Below are 16,498 nucleotides of genomic sequence, written 5' to 3'. Positions count from 1 at the left end.
CGGGGGCCGTCTTGCGTGACGGGTGGCAATTCGCGAAGCGTGTGGCCTTAAGTCTAGCTTTAAGGTCATCAGGCGATGCGGGTCGAGGTTTTGGGTGGGCTGGAGCGGCGGCGGCGCTGGTCGCAGGACGACAAGGCACGGATTGTCGAGGAGACATTGGCGCCGGGCGCGAAGGTGACTGAGGTTGCGCGTCGCAACGGAGTAGCGGCCAGCTTGGTGTTTACCTGGCGTCGACAAGCACGGACATCGGAACAAGTTGTACCATCTTTTACGCCGGTGCAGATCGCTGCCGTAGCGGCATCGGCTGAGGAAACTCCGAGGCTTTTGCCTACGGTTGATGGCCGAGTTCGCTCCGTGGCAGCCGCGCGTACTGGATTGATAGAGATCGATCTCGGCAACCGACGGTGCATCCGGGTGGATGCGCACGTCGATTCGGAGGCGTTGGCGCGGGTCCTCGATGTGCTTGGACGCCGATGATTGCGATACCGGGGAATGTGCGAGTGTGGCTCGCGACAGGCTACACGGATATGCGCAGAGGCTTTCCGTCGCTGGCACTCCAAGTGCAGGAGGTGCTGCACAAAGACCCGCTCAGCGGTCATCTGTTCGTCTTCCGCGGTCGCCGCAGCGATCTTGTGAAGGCGATCTGGCACGATGGCCAGGGAGCCTGCTTGTTCACAAAAAGACTCGAGAGAGGAAAGTTCATCTGGCCATCGGTTGCCGGAGAATCGGTAACGATCTCGCCGGCGCAGTTGAGCTATCTGCTGTCCGGGATCGATTGGCGTAACCCTCAAGAAACCCATCGGCCGACGCGGGTCGGATAGCCGCTTTTACGGTTTGAATCTGCTGCTTGATCTGATTCAATGGCTTCATGATATCGAAGCCGGACGATCTTCCATCGGACCTCGTCAGTGCCCTGGCGGCGCTGCAGGCCGAGCGTGAGGCACGGCTGCGAGCTGAGGCGGTGGCTGCCAACTGGCAGGCGCAAGCCGCGAATGCGCAGGCGCAACTGTCGGATACCGAGGCGCTGATCGCGCATCTCGAGCTGCGGATCGAGAAGCTGAAACGCGAACTGTACGGGCAACGCTCCGAACGCACGGCACGGCTGCTCGAGCAGCTGGAGCTGGAGCTGGAAGAGCTCGTCACCACGGCGAGCGAGGATGAGCTTGCCGCGCAGGCCGCCGCGGCGAAGACGCAGAACGTCCGCCCCTTCATGCGCAAGCGGCCGGTGCGCAAGCCATGGCCGGATGACATCGAACGCGAGCGCGTCGTCATTGAAGCTCCAACGACCTGTGCCTGCTGCGGTGGATCGCGGCTGGCGAAGATCGGTGAGGATGTGACCGGGACGCTGGAGGAGATCCCGCGGCGCTTCAAGCTGATCGAGACGGTACGGGAGAAATTTACCTGCCGCGATTGCGAGAAGATCAGCCAGCCGCCGGCGCCGTTTCATGCCACGCCGCGTGGCTTCATCGGCCCACAATTGCTGGCGACGATGCTGTTCGACAAGTTCGGCATGCATATCCCGCTCAACCGCCAGAGTGCGCGCTTCAAGGCCGAAGGGATCGACCTGCCGTTGTCGACGCTGGCCGATCAGGTCGGCCACGGGACCTTCGCCGTCATGCCGCTCTTCCACTTGATCGAACGCCATGTGCTCGCGGCCGAGCGCCTGCATGGCGATGACACCACCATCCGTATCCTGGCGAAGGGCAAGTGCACGACCGGGCGGATCTGGACTTATGTGCGGGATGACCGGCCCTTCGCCGGGCCTGCGCCGCCGGCGGCGGTCTATTACGCCTCGAGCGACCGACGAGGCGAGCACCCCCAGAAGCATCTGGCCGCCTTCACGGGTATCCTGCAGTGCGACTGTTACAGCGGCTTCGAGCCGCTGTTCGACCCGCAGCGGAAAGTGCTGCCGATGACGCCGGCGTTTTGCTTTGCCCATGCGCGGCGGGGCTTCTTCGAGCTGGCTGACATCGAGAAAAATGCTCGGGAAGGTAAGAAGGGCAAGCCGGTCTCTCCGATCGCGCTGGAGGCGGTCAAGCGCCTCGATGCGTTGTTCGAGATCGAGCGCGCCATCAACGGCCGTGGCGCCGACGAGCGGCGCGCCGTGCGCCAGGAAAACAGCAAGCCGCTTCTCGATGACATGCGCGCCTGGTTGCTGCGTGAGCGCGAAACCCTCTCGCGCTCCTCCGATGTCCTGAAGCCGATCAACTACATGCTCAGGCGCTGGGACGACTTCGCCAGCTTCCTCGACGATGGCAGGATCTGCTTGACCAACAATTGTGCTGAGCGCGCATTGAGAGGCATCGCATTGGGAAGGCGCAACTGGACCTTCGCCGGCAGCCAGCGTGGCGCCAACCGTGCCGCCATCATGCTGACGATGATCACGACCTGTCGCCTCAACGACGTCGATCCCAAGGCTTGGCTCGCCGACGTCCTCGCCCGTATCGCCGATCTTCCCGCTTCGCGTCTGCACGAACTGCTGCCCTGGGAATGGAAACTCCTGCGCCAAGCCGCCGGTCAGCAGGCCGCCTGACCTTCACGCAACGCCATCATAGAGCCCGCCGCGCCCGCGCGCATGCGTCAATCAGGCGGTCTTCGTCGTATGCGTACGACCGAACTGGTCATGATTACAAAGGTGGTACGGAGCTCCATAACATCAGGGCTTTATAGGAGAAGCGGCGTGATCACTGGCCGACGCCATCAGAGACACCAATAATCCGACTATGTGACGGGCGGCCCGGTCGTTAGCCTGACTCCAAGAAGGGCTGCACTCGATACGCACGCCGGCCCACATCGAACGTAAACTTGGCCTGAAAACCGACCTTCTATAGTTTCAACCTCAATGGCCAATGAAGCAGGTTTGGCTTGCACTGGCTAAGCCGAGTCAGGCCGTGACCCTGGTGCTGGCGCATGTCCCCGAAGGCTGGACGGCTGAAGTGGTGCCAGCAGTCCTCACCGAAAGGCAGCTAAGGCTCTTCCGCGAGGTGAGCCTGAAACCCGGCGAGATTTACAGGATCACGAAGGATTAGGGCGCGTGCCGATCTCTTTCAGTATCAGTCAATACAATCGCGCGGCAGTAGTTCTGGCATCGACTCACATCGGCGGCTTCAACCCGGGAGACCGCAGCCACTCGCTCATGTGGGAGCCGGTTTCGGCTTGCCTCGCTCTGCGCAGGAGCGTTTCGCGTGGACGGCCCGCTGGAAGCAACTTGGCCTCCTCGCGGAGCCGCTTTGCTTCATTTGCTAGGCGGGTTTCCAGAGTTTCAGTTTGCTTGAAGCGACGGCGCTGCTGCATGACACAACCTCGCTGCTACGGGTCCTAACCGTTGGGTTTGCAAGTTCCGATTCTAATATGCGGGAGGCGACGAGTCAGTTCCAAAAATCAAACTAGGGCGAAAACCGAAAGCAGGTCATCAGCGCCGGAAAACACACCAATTCTGCCGCTGCTGCAAGGAAATATTGGGTACTGGCCGAAATAGGCCACTCGCGGAACCAAAGCAGGCCACCTCACGGGAACAAGCGGTAAGAAGCTAGCGTTTCCTCTGGGGCGTTTGAGGAGGCGAAAATGCCAGTATTCATCATGTGGGCCATTCCTGCCGTGATCGTTGTGGGCGGCGTGGGCTATTATTTGGTTCGCGCCGTTCACTAAGACGGCGGGCGATCCCGGCACTGCATATTGCCCCGGTGCCGGGACTTTTTTCGGGAACGAGTGGCAATGGAATTGAGGTCGTGTCTGGAGGACAGACACACGAAGCAAGTGGCACGGTCTCGCTGGCCCGCCGCAGAGACGGAACTGGACAGACCCCGGCGCTTCACTCGTCCCCAACCTGTGCGCCGGGGTCGTCTTTTTGTTGCTTGCGAACTGTGGACGCCGCTTGGCCAGCGACTTGATTGGAGACCCTGACCGATGAACTAAGCTCGCGGAAGCGGGCCGCTCCCATGTTGATGCACCGGAACTGTAGGTGGGCCACTTAGATCGGCTTGTGAGGGCATCCAGGCTCGCTCGGCAGCCAGGGCTCCCTTTGCCATTTCTCTCGTGTCGCATGGTGATTAGGTGGGGAAATGGGATGCCTAACTCCTTAGTGCCTTTAACCTCCCTACCTGCTTGCCTCGCTTGAGGACCACGGACGCGCGAGCGACACTCGCACCAAGTTTGCGCAAGCGCTCGAGCTTTCCGATCTCCTCCTCAACCAACTCCTTCGACACACCTTGGCACGTCCATCTCAGCGGTCCGGCCGCCGCTCGACTTTCTTCCTTGCTGTTGCCGACTTTCTTCACCGCCTTCTTGACTGCCGCACGCGACTTCTTCGTTTTCCGTGCCGCATAACCAAGCTCGTGTACGGGACCGCCTGTCATTCGTGCAGGGTCTTGCTTTCGGGATCGCGTCGTCTGTTTCTTCTTCTCGGTTGACACGATCCTCTCCTCAAATGAGCCGGTACATTAAGGTGCCACCGAGGAGGCCGCCTAAGACGAATGGCCGCAATCCATGGAATGTCTCCAGCTCCTGCGGCGTCCCTCGATCTCCTCTGATCACGTGAAAGAGCAACGCAAACGCCGACAAAAGGCCCTGGCAGCAATTCGCAAGCTGCGTGCCGCTGATGCAGTGGGGTAGCGGCATGCGTCAGGCGAAATGGGGACCGACCGTGTACCTGCTGGGCGGACGACCTCGGGCAGCTTGGCCGTTCCGGCGATAGCCAGATGTCAATGACGACAACCTGGAGGCGGCGAGCGCCGACCTGCCTGAAAAAGCAATCGAATGGTCCATTCGGTTAGTCGGTTTCAACTCCCGTTGAGGATTTGACACCCTCCAGTGCGTCAGCGGAATTGCCCTACGTCAACGGAACTGTCGGCGGCGTGTTCCCTAAGAAGGAACCTAAGCTTATACCATTCGCGGACACTCCGGTGTCGAATTTTGGCTAGCGTCGCCGCTCAGCCTGCTCGCCTCGCCCTCGCGAAATGCTGAGAAAGGAATCCCCAAGTTCCCGGTGAATCGCAGCGTTGTCCTACCGGCTGATCGATCAAGCCACAGGAACTGGCCCGAATATGCCGAGTTGATGTTCTAGGGTCTGTTGAGATTCACCTGGAATGGATGACGGCGGTAGCGAGGTAGATCATCGCCTCGAAACTGCTGTCTGTCTTGTCGCATCGCATTGCCACGCGCTTGAATTCCTTCAGCTTGCCGAAGAAGTTCTCGATCAGGTGGCGCCATTTGTAGATGTCCTTGTCGATGTCGAGAGGCTTGGCGCGCCTTTGATGCTGCGAGATTACGACCTTCGCCTTGCGCTCATTCATGTCTTCGATGATCCAGTTGGAATCAAAAGCCTTATCAGCGATCAAGCCGCCGAATTCGAGGTCCTTGATCAGGGGCGCGACGCCGACGGTGTCAAAGCGATGGCCGGGGAGCAGGATGAACCGCACCAGGTTCCCAAGTGCGTCGGTCAGCGCGAGGATTTTCGTGGTCCAGCCGCCCTTCGACTTGCCGATGGCCTGATTTTTTGTCCCCCTTTTGCTCCCTGCGCGTGGCGGTGAACTTTGACGATTGTCGCGTCGACCATGGCGAACTCCATATCCGGATCATCCGATACGGCATCGAAAATCCGCTTGAAAACGCCGGCCTTCACCCAATCGCGATAGCGCTTGAACACCGTATTCCAGTTGCCGAACGTCGGCGGAAGGTCTCTCCATGGGCTGCCCGTGCGCGCGATCCACAGCACTGCTTCGAGAAACAAACGGTTGTCACCCCCTGTGCGGCCGGGGTCCGTGGCCTTGCCCAAACAAAGCGGCTCCATCTTCGCCCATTGAGCGTCCGTCAAAACGAATCGGTGCATTCCAAACTCCTTTCGGAGCTTGAATCACGGGCACTCCAATCTGTGAATCCTGAATCTCAACAGACCCTAAACCGTCTTTTTCAATCGGAGGAGACATGGGACTTTTCTCAAAGGGTATCCAAACCATGGATGACCTGCTGCTGCACGGCCTGCACGATATCTATTACGCCGAACAGGAGATCACCAAGGCGCTGCCCAAGATGGCCGACCAGGCGACCAATCGCGACCTGGCGCAGGGCCTGAAGAACCATCTCGAGGAAACCAAAAAGCAGATTGAGCGTCTCGACCAAGTGTTCAAAAAACTCGGCAAGACCCCACAATCCACCGACTGCCCCGCCATCGACGGCCTGATCAAGGAAGCCGACAATACCGCCGGCGACGTCGAGGACAAGTCCGTGCTGGACGCCGCCATCATCGCCAATGCCCAGGCCGTCGAGCACTACGAGATCGCCCGCTACGGAACGTTGATCGCCTGGGCCGAGGAGCTCGGCCACGATGATATCGTGCGTTTTCTCACCACCAATCTCGATGAGGAAAAGGCGGCCAACACCAAGCTGAATAGCGTGGCGCTGCGCAAAGGCGTCAACCGCAAAGCCGCAAGCTGATGGAGGGAATCATGAGACGTACGATGATTGCAACCGCTTGCCTATTGCTGGCGGCGCCGGCGCTGGCGCAATCGATCGGTGAGAAGACCGGAGTCAATTCCGCGCTCGGCGTGAGCCCCTCCACTGCGGATTTCGTCAAGCAAGTCGCGATATCCGACATGTTCGAGATCGAATCGAACAAGCTTGCCCAGCAGAAGGGCAATGCCGCGGAAAAGACCTTTGCCACACAGATGGTAACCGACCACACCAAGACCAGCACGGAACTGAAGGGGCTGGTGTCGGGAGGCAAGGTAAAAGTCGAATTGCCAGCTGCACTTGACTCTTCGCACCAAAGCAAGCTCGACAAGCTCAAGGGGACGAGCGGCAGGGATTTCAGCTCCGAGTTCAATTCGATGCAGGTCAGCGCCCACAAGGAAGCCGTCGACCTGTTCGAGCGCTATGCCAAGGGAGGCGACAATTCCGATTTGAAGGATTGGGCCGGCAAGACGCTGCCTGCGCTCAAGCATCACCTCGAGATGGCGCAGGATCTCGACAAGAACTCGGCACCTACGGTCGGCGAGGGCAAGAAATAGGCACGACGAAGGGTCGGTTCTGTGCGGCAGGCTGCTGCAGTGTTCTCGTAGGCGTGTTTCAAGCTGTAACGGCAATTCTGCTCGTCGGCCAGTTCGTTACACTGGCCACGATATAATTTGTTCATCGCCTTGGGGCTTCCATGAATGACGAATTCCGAAAGCAGCATGCCGTGACCGTTCGGCTATCGCCGATAAGGCGGATCCAATCACGAAGAAACGTTTACTCGACTTAGCGGCCAGGTACGACCTGGCACCGCGGCCGGCTGTCCCATCACATCCAAGTCCGCCAAGCAAGTGCGGGATCCGCTTCTTTGAAGCAACTCGTCACGATCGACACGAGATACTCGAAACGTTGTGCCAACTAGCTAGCACTACTTTGGCAGATTTTGAGCGGCATAGGATTCCCAAATCAGTTTTCCAATGATTCATGGGTAGTCGGCCTTTGGAGGGGCCGACCATGGTTGGCAACACGCTGGATTGGAATGAAGAGCTTGGACGCTGGCTCAAGCCATTTCTGGATCGGTTGGGTCATAAAGCGCGGCGACAAATGTGTCCGCTTTACGTATCGGGGCTGATCGGCCCTGGTGATCGCAAGAGCATTCAGCCGATGGCGGAGCGGCTTGCACTTGGCGAATATGATCAATTGCACCACTTCATTGTGGCCGGGGTCTGGGATGCGACGCCGGTTGAGACGGAACTGCTCGTTCAAGCGGATAGGCTCGTCGGCGATAGCGATGCCGTGCTGGTGATCGACGACACCGCGCTTCCCAAGAAGGGTACGCATTCGGTGGGTGTCGCTCCGCAGTATGCTTCGGCGCTGGGCAAGACCGCCAACTGCCAAACGCTGGTGTCGCTGACGCTTGCGCGAGGCGAAGTACCGGTCATGCTCGCATTGCGGCTGTTTCTTCCGGACAGTTGGACGAGCAATCGGGCTCGATTGGAGCGAGCGGGTGTTCCGACCGAATATCGAACGGCACGGACGAAGCCGGAGATGGCCCTGGCAGAGATCGATCGTGTCATCGCGGCCGGTGTGCGCTTTGGCTGCGTATTGGCGGATGCCGGTTATGGGATGAGCGCGCCGTTCCGCCAGGGGCTCACAACTCGCAAACTTGCCTGGGCGGTCGGTATTCCGCATCACCTCAAGGTGTACCCTGCCGATGTGCGGATGATCTGGCCGGTTGCTGGGCGCGGCCGTCCCCGTAAGCGGCACGTTCCTGACATTCTATCGATGGCGGCCGGAGACATGCTGACCGACGCCACATGGCAGAACATCAGTTGGCGCACGGGCACGAAAGGAAAGCTCAAGGCTGGTTTTGCCGCTGTCCGCGTGCGGGTAGCCGACGGACCACCGCAGCGGATCAGAGACAAGGGTCAGCAACATCTGCCAGGGGATGAGGTTTGGCTCATCGGCGAGCACAGGATGTCGGGAGAGAAGAAATACTATCTCGCCAACCTGCCGGCAAAGACGAACCTACGCACCTTGGCGGCCACCATCAAGGCGCGATGGATTTGCGAGCAGGCTCACCAGCAGGTGAAAGAAGAACTCGGTCTCGATCACTTTGAGGGACGATCCTGGCAAGGCCTACATCGTCATGCGCTCATGACGATGATCGCGTACGCCTTCCTCCAGCATCGCCGCCTCGCAACAGCAGGGCGGAAAAAAAAGAATCAACGGGCCACCGCCTCAGCCGACGTTGCCAGCCGTGCGCCACGCCATCCTCGAACTCATCGCTCGACTACCGCCGCAGCGATGCCCGCATTGCCGAAAATGGATTTGCAACGAGCGGCGGCGTGAGTAAATCTGCCAAAGTAGTGCTAGGCCGTGTACCCATAAACCGGCGGCGTGATGCGACTAACGCAATGTCTGCTTTGCCCCTATAGCGACCGACTCCGTGCGGCAGGGCAATGGGTCGCGATGGACCACAAGCTGACATCAGCAGCTTGCTACTTCGCCGTTACCAGCGTCTCACTTGGCTGCCGACTACCGGTGTCCTCACGGGTTTCGCCAAGCCAAAGAATACCACGAAGGCGTTGCCACCGCAGCGCGTTGAAAGGGTTTCGTCCGGCGTCTTGGTCAGGCAAACCTCATCCATGAGATCGATATTGTTGGCGGCCCATACGTTTCCCGCGGGATCGACGACAACCCCCGTCAGAAATTGCATCCCTTTCCCCGCGTAGCCGGTCTTGGGCGGAGAGATCGGGTCGCCGGTCTTGAAGCCGGGAGGGCATGTCTCGGTCCTGACGCCGCAAAGCTGCGTCAGCGTTTTGCCGAAACCGTTCGCAACCCATATGTGGTCATTGCCGTCGACCGTGATGCCCCAAGGTCCGCTGATGCTCCCTCCACCGTCGAACGACGGGGCGGTCCCGTGATTGCCATCCGGGCGTATCATGCTGACGCTGCCACCGGGAAATTCCTCGATGATGCGGACCAGGGCGATGAACTTTTCGACCGTCTCGTCACCGCCGCCCGCCGGCTTCAATTTGCTTTCCAAGCTGCTCCGCAGCTTCATCCGGAGCAGGTCCAGCTTTTCCTTGATGCTCGGCTCGCCCAACACATTTGCGACCCAGGCGTTGCCGTGGCTGTCGATTGCGATGGCGTGGGGACTGTAACCGACCTTCAATTCTTCGGCCTTGCCGGGATTATTCGCCGGGAAGCGGGTCACCGTATTGGAGTTGGAGTTGGAAACCAGGACCCGGCCCTGCAGGTCGAACGCGACGTGGAAAGGACCTTTCACCTGGCAGGTGCCGTCGACAGGCTTGTCGTCAACGGTACGGCACAGGATGCGCGCCTGAGCCGGATCGCCCTTCGGCAAGTGAACGATCTGGCTCTTGCTTGAATCCAGCGCCCAGACATCCCCATCGGGCGTCGTATTGACGCCCTGCATTCCACCGAGTTGCCCATTCAAATTGTAACCGGTCGATGGGGACAGCGGCTTTCCATTCTTGTCGAACACCGAAATCGTCTTACCGCCGATGCTGGTCACCCACACCTTGCCATCGCCTGCGATGGTGAGACCCCAGCCGGGAAAGTCCACGCCGCCGCCGGTAAAGCCCGTCGTCATCGGCGAGATGGGGCGGCCGTTCGGGGCGAGCGCGGAGAGCGTGCCGCCGATCCCGCCGAACATGGTCGATTGCGAGCCTGCCATCTGATTGTTTGCCGCCCAGGCGTTGCCATCGCCGTCGATACCGATGCCGCCGAGGCCGTTCAAACCGCCACCTGCGTATCGCAGCGCGATCGTCCATGTGCCGGGAGCGAACAGGAGGTAGGGCCGGAAAGGGACGGCGCGGGAGCCTGGCCCCTCCCGTCCAGCCGGATAGAAATGGTCCAACAGCGCAAACAGTTTTGCAGGCTGATTCCAGGGATGCAGCGCAATCGCCTGCGCCGCGGTCAATGTATCGGTGGGAGCGGACTTTCCCGGCGGCGTTGAGGCGGCAAACAACCTTTCGCAGGCGTCCGCCTGCACGCGCGTGATGCAACCCGCCAGCAAGCCACCCAGGGTGTTCAAAACAGCCAGGGAGGTGGTCTGCGTGCTGTTCAACGGATCCTGGATCACCGTGCCCCATCCGCCGGTCGTGAGGTCTACCAAGTTGGGCACATTGCCTGCGGCGATCTTCAGGCCGAGCGCATGACCGCTAAGCGTTTCACCTTTGAGGAATTGCGCGCCGGTCCATACCGCTGCCACTGTCGTGAGTTCGTTGACGGTCACTTCTTTCGGTGCGGTGGACCCCAACGTTGCCATCAGCGCGATAGCCGGGTTCGGGCCCTGGGAGCCGCCAATCCTGGGCTGTCCACCCTTGGCGGTCAGGTAGAGCACGCCGCCGCCAGCCTTCCCGGTGTCGAACTGCAAGCGAAAGGCTCCGTCGTCGCCCGTGCTTATTTCCGACAGCTTGGTGGGTGCGCCCTCACCCGCTGCCCACAGCGTCACCGTCGACTTTACGATAGGACCGCCGCCGCCATTGACCTTCCCAAGAAGTTCTTGGGCCGAGGCGTGGCCGAAGGTCAGCGCGACTAAAGCGAAGGCAAGAAATGGCACGCGCATGGCGTCTCCTCTCACGGTGGCAATGATCAGGTGTTCCGCTGGGAAAATTCAGTCCGGCGTGTCGTGATGGTGGGTCGTCACTATCCTGCACTGTCTAAAAACAACTCCTTGACGTAGATCAAGGCGGCTTTGGGTCGATTCCGTTGAAGAAGTCCGTTCGCGCCCCGAGGCGGCGCAAATTGCAGCGCGAACCGACCATCTCTCAGGCCGATTTTGGCTGCGGCATGGGGACCAGCTTGGCTAGTTTCCGGAGGTTCTGGGCGGTTGCTGCGAGCAGGAACTCGTCGCGGGCACCATTTGGTCCACGTAGTCGCAGTCGGTCGAGCTTGAGAATGCGTTTGAGGTGAGCGAACAACATTTCGACCTTCTTGCGCAGTCGTCGTGATGCTCGACCTTCCCAGGATTTGGCAATCGCCCGCGCCATGTCGCGGGCCTTCTCATGAATCGAGCGAGGCACCTTTCGAGCAGGCGTGTTCGGACAGCAACGTGGCCTCAAGACACAGGCGTCACAGTCAGCCTTGCTCGCTCGATAGAGCAGCGTCTCGCCATCATCCACACGCGTCCCTGTTGTGGTCAGCGTCTTGCCGCCAGGACAGATATAAACGTCGCCGGCTGGATCGTAATTGAAGTCCTCCCGTGCGAAGGTGCCGTCCTTGCGCGCCGATTTGTCGAACACGGTCACATGCGGCTCGATACCGTGTTCATCGACCAGCCAGCCCAGCATGTCGGCTGAACCATAGGCACTATCACCGAGGAGCCTGAACGGGTGGAGAGCGAAGTTCCTTGCGGTCCGCTCGATCATGCGCTTGGCGGCGAGAACTTCTGCCTGCCGGATCGCTGTGGTCGGCTCAACATCGACAATGATCGCATTCTCCACATCGATCAGATAGTTCGTGGAGTAGGCAAAGAAAGCCTGCCCGCCATGAGCGCCGGTCCAGCGTGCGGCTGGATCAGCCGGCGAGATGAACTTGGGGACGATCTCGGTCGCAGCCCCGAAGGCCGCATCGTCCAGGACGGCTAGATACTCGTCGACCGCACGGCTCGCGACCTGTGGGGGCAGCCCCTTCTCGCCCTCGATGCCGTTCTGCCGGTTCGCATCGGCTTTGATCAGGCTGGCATCGACTGCAAAGCTTTCTCCGCCAACCAGGCCCTCGTCGACGCAACGGCGCAAGATGGCCTCGAACAGATGTCGCAGCAGATCACTGTCACGGAAGCGCCCATGCCGGTTCTTCGAGAAGGTCGAATGGTCGGGCACGTCACCCTCGAGCCCAAGGCGGCAGAACCAGCGGTATGCCAGATTGAGGTGAACCTCTTCGCACAAGCGCCGCTCCGAACGGATGCCGAAGCAGTAACCGACCAGCAGCATGCGGATCATCAACTCGGGGGCGATCGAGGGGCGCCCAATGGTGCTGTAAGCTCTCGCCTCAGCCCATCGAGCTCCACGAACCGGTCGATCGATCGCAACAGGTGATCGGACGGAACGTGCCGCTCGAGCGAAAACTCGTAGAACAACGCAGCCTGCTCACCCAGCTGAGGTCCCATCATGATTCAGTCCTCTCGCTACGACTGAATCAGCCAAGATCAACTGGCGCAAGCGCCGACTTTTTCAACAAAATCGGCCCAAAGCCGCTCTCCGCCGCATCGCCGTGGATGTCCGCTTGGAGTCATTTTCGACGGCTTTGGCAGAGATTGAGGGCTGGTTCATGTCCGCTACTGTCCATAAGCGCCGTACAAGGCTCGGGCCAGGAGCGTTGCGTTTGGCCGGACTCCCGTGATTCAAACTCCCAAACTGGGGCTCGAATCATGCGCTACGAACTCGCCGCTATGAATGGACCGCCATGAGGCCGATGCTGCCGAACAAGCCGCGTGGCGTTCCTCGGGTGAACGAAGAACGTGTCCTCAATGGCATCTTCTGGGTCCTAGGATCAGGAGCACCCTGCCGCATTCCGCCATTGTCGGACCTTCGTCGCCGGCTCCTGAGTCGGTTTACTTCCGTGACGAACCTATAGACTACACGCTTAATGTCATCGCTCTACCCGGAATAGGTTTGGTGCTGAACTTAGCTTAGAATACAGGACGCAGTTACTTCGATTGACCTCTGCTTACGCTCGACAGCCACGATCGCCTCGTTCGCGAGCCATACCCGATGGCGCCTACCTTCGCTCCATTCCCGAAAGATGATCTCGGGCTATGATATGCTGAGTTTCTGAATAGGGATCGGCAAGACCGGTCCGCTCCAGGTAATCAAGTGCGATATCGAAAGCTTCCAGGACCACTAAGTCACTTACGAGGACAGGGCCACTGATGCGTCATTAACTCACTCATAGAGACTCTAAGAGGGAATGCCATCGCATTGGCAATCGTTCCTCATGTGCCCACTCCGGCAGGCGGCAAATCTTTCGCAACGGCGAGCTATTCGGCGGCCTGGTGGTGCGCCGGCTTCTCGACATCGGCAAGCGGCGATACCGCGGGCCCGTTGAGCGCGGTGCCATTGGGTGCGAACTGCGATCCGTGGCACGGGCAATCCCAGCATTGCTCCAGCGAGTTCCAGTGCACGACGCAGCCTAGGTGCGTGCAGCTGGCTGAATGCAGATGCAGCTGCCCCTTCTGATCCCGGCACGCGGCGACCTTTCGCAACCCACTACGCACTAGGCAGCCTTCCCCCGGCCGCAGCCGCTCGACGGAAGCGATTTCGTCCGCCGAAAGATATTCCGCGAAATTCTTCAACGGCGTGATGTTCTCGCTGATGTACTCACCGAGATTCTTGTGGATCTTTCGTGCCGGCGAATAGACTTCCTCCCATGGACTGGCGCCGGTGGTGATTAGGTCCGCGATCAGGATGCCGGCGACGAGGCCATTGGTCATGCCTTGTCCGGAGTCGCCACTGACGATGAAAACATGCTCCTCGTCCGGCGAGCGACCGATGAAGCCGACGAAATCGATCGGCTCCAGCACCTGGCCCGACCAGCGGTAGGTTATCGCGCCCATGTCAGGCAACCGTTCGCGCGCCCAGTGCTCCAGCGCCGCAAATCGTTCCTCGCCGTCATCGGCCTCGCCCGACTTATGATCTTCGCCGCCGATAATCACCAGGACTTCCTCGGTGGAGAGCGGTTGGAGGCGGACATAGTGATAGGGATCGAGCGTGTCCCAATAAAGCGCGTCGGCCAGCACGCCGGCCGGCAGTTTCGCCGCGATAACGTAAGTGCGATAGGGTGCCTGCTTAGTGTGAATAGCGACTTCAAGGTTGACCGGAGAGTTTGTCGCGACGACAACGTCGGTGGCGCGCACCTCGTGCCCGGACGCAACCTTAACGACGACGTCGCCCAGCTTATGCTCGATACTCTCGACGCAGCTATCGGCGTAAAGTTTTGCGCCGGCGCGCTGCAGGGCGCTTGCGAGCCCGGCGAGATATTTCGTGGGATGAAAGCGCGCCTGTCCGGGGAATCGCAACGATCGCGCCATGCCATCGGAGTGAAACGGCGTCGCCGTCTTGCGGTTCTCGACGGGGATGCCGAGTCGCTGGCAGCACTCAAGTTCCTCATCCAGCAGGGAGCCCGGCGTCTCCGGCGCTGGCACCCAGAGGCCGTCCACCCGGCAGAAATCGCAGTCGACGTTTTCGAGATCCTGGATCGCCTCGGCGCGGCTGATCGCGGCCATGACGCTCTGGTAATAGAGTCGCGCACACTCCTCGCCGCGCGCGCTGACAAGTTCCTTGTAATAGTCATCTAGCGCCGTGGCGAGATGCGCGGTCGTGCGCGCCGTCATGCCGCTGCCGATGCTGCCGCGGTCCAGCACGATCACGGAACGGCCGCGGCTCACAAGCTCATAGGCCACCGACAGCCCGGCAATACCAGAACCCACAACAACCAAGTCCGCCCGCTCGGACCCCGACAGGCTCGGAGCCTGGGCCACGTGGATGTCCATCCATAGCGATCGCGTATGTTCATCCCGCACATTCATGGCGCACCTTTATCAAAAAGGGCCAACGGAGCCGCAAGAGAAGGGTTCCGTTGGAGGACGATTGCGGGTGGGTGGAAGCAGCAGCGACCACGCGTCAAAATCGCCTCGTTGGCTTTGTGGAAAACGTGCGATGTCAGGCATCGCCCCATTTGAGGCCGACCGTACGCTCTTCTTACCGAAAATCGCGGAAACTTAGCGATGGGCGGCGGTTCCAAGTTCCTCGGCGTAAGTCCGGTCTTTGCACGCTCCGTCCCTTGCACTAGGCAGGGGCGCCAGATCGGCTCCTCTCGCCGACGAAGCCAAACCAGGCGAATGGGAGTGCGACTACACAGAGAACTGCCATCGGAAAGTACGCTGCCCCGCCATAGGAGGCGTATAGCGCACCTGATGAGATAGTCATTGCAGCGGTCATAATTCCTGAGCCAAACGCATAGAAAGCTTGCGCGGTTGCGGCGACTCGTGTCGCAACCAGAGTGCCCATCATCCGCATGCAAGCGAGATGAAGCAAAGCAAAGGTCAATCCGTGTAGCGGTTGGATAAGCGAAAGTAGCAACACGGAGGTCGTCGTGCCGGCTACACACCAGCGGACAATTCCGGCAGCAGCTGACAAAGCGATCGCGGCGCGCGCGCCAAACCGATTAAGCAATACCGGACCAGCGAGAAAAAACACGAATACCTCTGCAACTACGGCTTCCGACCACAGCAAACTGATCGTCCAAGTGCTTATGCCAGCATCGCTCCATCGAATCACAGAAAATGCGTCGTGCATTGCGTGACTGCCATAAACGAGCGCAGATACCAAAATCAGGATTCGGAAGTGCGACATCTTGACCAGTGCCTTCAGCTCCGCGAACGGAAACGATGGCGGGCGATGCGACGCGCTTCGAGCCACACTGGGCAGAAGTGCCGTGGCGCCAGCAGCCGCGATCAACAAGGCAGCGTTCATCCAGATGACCGGAGAGAGATCAACAGGGGTTATGAGCTGTCCAGCCGACAGCGTACCCAAGACGAAAGCCGCCGAGGCGTAGCCCCGAATCCGGCCGTATTCGACCCTTCCCGTTATCCGAGGATTCGCCAAATTGACCGATAATGCGTCGGCAATGGAGGTCGTAGGGGCAAGAGCGGCAGGCTGAAGAAGGACTACGGCAAGTAGCAGCCAAAATGCGTCAGCCCAGATCAATGCGATCGCGGCGGCAGCGGAAATGACGGCACAACCGGCAAGGACGAGGCGCAACGATCCAAATAGATCGGCCAGCATTCCCACCAGCGGTCCAGAGACAAGCCGCATTAATAATGCGGCGGCCAAAATCAAACCAATCTGCTGGGGGGCAAAAGCTCTTGTCTCGAAAAATTTGGGCCAGAATGGAGACGCAACGCCGAAAGCCGCATACAGGGCGACGTAAAGGATTATATAGATCAGTGGTACGGGGATGCACATGGGCTCGGAGGTTCTGTTGTCAGCTAATCCAAACCAGTACATGTGCCCCCGCAGGA

10 protein-coding genes and 4 pseudogenes are annotated in these 16,498 nt (G+C 59.8%); 8 read left to right on the top strand and 6 right to left on the bottom strand.

Annotation, left to right across the window (positions count from 1 at the left end):
* Window positions 1–75: 75 nt before the first annotated feature.
* The 4 genes from tnpA to LMTR21_RS07035 all read left to right on the top strand — a co-directional run bounded on the left by tnpA (window position 76) and on the right by LMTR21_RS07035 (window position 3,029).
* Window positions 76–477: an IS66-like element accessory protein TnpA gene (gene tnpA, locus LMTR21_RS41765; protein WP_148635932.1), complete on the top strand. Its 402-nt coding sequence runs from the start codon at window positions 76–78 to the stop codon at window positions 475–477.
* A gap of 23 nt (window positions 478–500) precedes the next feature.
* Window positions 501–821, top strand: coding sequence for an IS66 family insertion sequence element accessory protein TnpB (gene tnpB / locus LMTR21_RS07045; protein ID WP_430642467.1), 321 nt, complete (start codon window positions 501–503; stop codon window positions 819–821).
* 47 nt (window positions 822–868) lie between these two features.
* Window positions 869–2,533 (top strand): IS66 family transposase, encoded by a 1,665-nt coding sequence (tnpC, locus tag LMTR21_RS07040; RefSeq protein ID WP_148635933.1) that lies wholly within the window; start codon window positions 869–871, stop codon window positions 2,531–2,533.
* 316 nt (window positions 2,534–2,849) lie between these two features.
* Window positions 2,850–3,029: a hypothetical protein gene (locus LMTR21_RS07035; protein ID WP_065756974.1), complete on the top strand. Its 180-nt coding sequence runs from the start codon at window positions 2,850–2,852 to the stop codon at window positions 3,027–3,029.
* Between the two features lie 1,193 nt (window positions 3,030–4,222).
* On the opposite strand, the pseudogene LMTR21_RS40745 reads toward LMTR21_RS07035, so the two are convergent.
* Together LMTR21_RS40745 and LMTR21_RS07020 are read right to left on the bottom strand one after the other, a co-directional pair.
* A pseudogene (locus tag LMTR21_RS40745) lies at window positions 4,223–4,412 on the bottom strand (DUF3606 domain-containing protein).
* Window positions 4,413–5,075: 663 nt separating this feature from the next.
* Window positions 5,076–5,788 (bottom strand): annotated as a pseudogene (locus LMTR21_RS07020) (IS5 family transposase).
* Window positions 5,789–5,922: 134 nt separating this feature from the next.
* On the opposite strand from LMTR21_RS07020, the gene LMTR21_RS07015 reads away from it, so the two are divergent.
* The 3 genes from LMTR21_RS07015 (at window position 5,923) to LMTR21_RS07005 (ending at window position 8,799) form a co-directional block, all read left to right on the top strand.
* Window positions 5,923–6,432: a YciE/YciF ferroxidase family protein gene (locus LMTR21_RS07015; RefSeq protein WP_065755859.1), complete on the top strand. Its 510-nt coding sequence runs from the start codon at window positions 5,923–5,925 to the stop codon at window positions 6,430–6,432.
* A gap of 11 nt (window positions 6,433–6,443) precedes the next feature.
* Window positions 6,444–7,004 (top strand): DUF4142 domain-containing protein, encoded by a 561-nt coding sequence (locus LMTR21_RS07010; protein WP_065755899.1) that lies wholly within the window; start codon window positions 6,444–6,446, stop codon window positions 7,002–7,004.
* A 457-nt stretch (window positions 7,005–7,461) separates the two neighbouring features.
* On the top strand, window positions 7,462–8,799 hold the full coding sequence (locus LMTR21_RS07005; protein ID WP_065755898.1) for an IS701 family transposase: 1,338 nt from the start codon (window positions 7,462–7,464) through the stop codon (window positions 8,797–8,799).
* 160 nt (window positions 8,800–8,959) lie between these two features.
* Here LMTR21_RS07005 and LMTR21_RS40740 read toward each other — a convergent pair whose 3' ends face one another.
* Together LMTR21_RS40740 and LMTR21_RS06995 are read right to left on the bottom strand one after the other, a co-directional pair.
* A complete protein-coding gene (locus tag LMTR21_RS40740; protein ID WP_065755858.1) occupies window positions 8,960–11,044 on the bottom strand; it encodes a Vgb family protein in 2,085 nt (694 codons plus the stop codon).
* 202 nt (window positions 11,045–11,246) lie between these two features.
* Window positions 11,247–12,589, bottom strand: a pseudogene (locus tag LMTR21_RS06995) (transposase).
* A gap of 258 nt (window positions 12,590–12,847) precedes the next feature.
* On the opposite strand from LMTR21_RS06995, the pseudogene LMTR21_RS06990 reads away from it, so the two are divergent.
* Window positions 12,848–12,981, top strand: a pseudogene (locus tag LMTR21_RS06990) (IS5/IS1182 family transposase); the annotation flags it as partial.
* A gap of 475 nt (window positions 12,982–13,456) precedes the next feature.
* Here LMTR21_RS06990 and LMTR21_RS06985 read toward each other — a convergent pair.
* Together LMTR21_RS06985 and LMTR21_RS06980 are read right to left on the bottom strand one after the other, a co-directional pair.
* Window positions 13,457–15,004, bottom strand: a complete 1,548-nt coding sequence (locus LMTR21_RS06985; protein ID WP_065755857.1) for an FAD-dependent oxidoreductase — start codon at window positions 15,002–15,004, stop codon at window positions 13,457–13,459.
* A gap of 259 nt (window positions 15,005–15,263) precedes the next feature.
* Window positions 15,264–16,484, bottom strand: coding sequence for an MFS transporter (locus LMTR21_RS06980; protein WP_246175375.1), 1,221 nt, complete (start codon window positions 16,482–16,484; stop codon window positions 15,264–15,266).
* Between the last annotated feature and the right edge of the window lie 14 nt (window positions 16,485–16,498).

The sequence above is a fragment of the Bradyrhizobium paxllaeri genome, assembly GCF_001693515.2.
Taxonomy (GTDB): Bacteria; Pseudomonadota; Alphaproteobacteria; order Rhizobiales; family Xanthobacteraceae; genus Bradyrhizobium; species Bradyrhizobium paxllaeri.
The sequence above is the reverse complement of the archived record's forward strand: the minus strand, read 5'-3'. Positions and strand labels throughout refer to the sequence as shown.

Excerpts from the sequence above, each read along its gene's own strand:
- tnpA (WP_148635932.1), top strand. The coding sequence starts at position 76 with ATGCGGGTCGAGGTTTTGGGTGGGCTGGAGCGGCGGCGGCGCTGGTCG.
- tnpC (WP_148635933.1), top strand. The coding sequence starts at position 869 with ATGATATCGAAGCCGGACGATCTTCCATCGGACCTCGTCAGTGCCCTG.
- LMTR21_RS07035 (WP_065756974.1), top strand. The coding sequence starts at position 2,850 with ATGAAGCAGGTTTGGCTTGCACTGGCTAAGCCGAGTCAGGCCGTGACC.
- LMTR21_RS07015 (WP_065755859.1), top strand. The coding sequence starts at position 5,923 with ATGGGACTTTTCTCAAAGGGTATCCAAACCATGGATGACCTGCTGCTG.
- LMTR21_RS07010 (WP_065755899.1), top strand. The coding sequence starts at position 6,444 with ATGAGACGTACGATGATTGCAACCGCTTGCCTATTGCTGGCGGCGCCG.
- LMTR21_RS07005 (WP_065755898.1), top strand. The coding sequence starts at position 7,462 with ATGGTTGGCAACACGCTGGATTGGAATGAAGAGCTTGGACGCTGGCTC.
- LMTR21_RS40740 (WP_065755858.1), bottom strand. The coding sequence starts at position 11,044 with ATGCGCGTGCCATTTCTTGCCTTCGCTTTAGTCGCGCTGACCTTCGGC.
- LMTR21_RS06985 (WP_065755857.1), bottom strand. The coding sequence starts at position 15,004 with ATGAATGTGCGGGATGAACATACGCGATCGCTATGGATGGACATCCAC.
- LMTR21_RS06980 (WP_246175375.1), bottom strand. The coding sequence starts at position 16,484 with ATGTACTGGTTTGGATTAGCTGACAACAGAACCTCCGAGCCCATGTGC.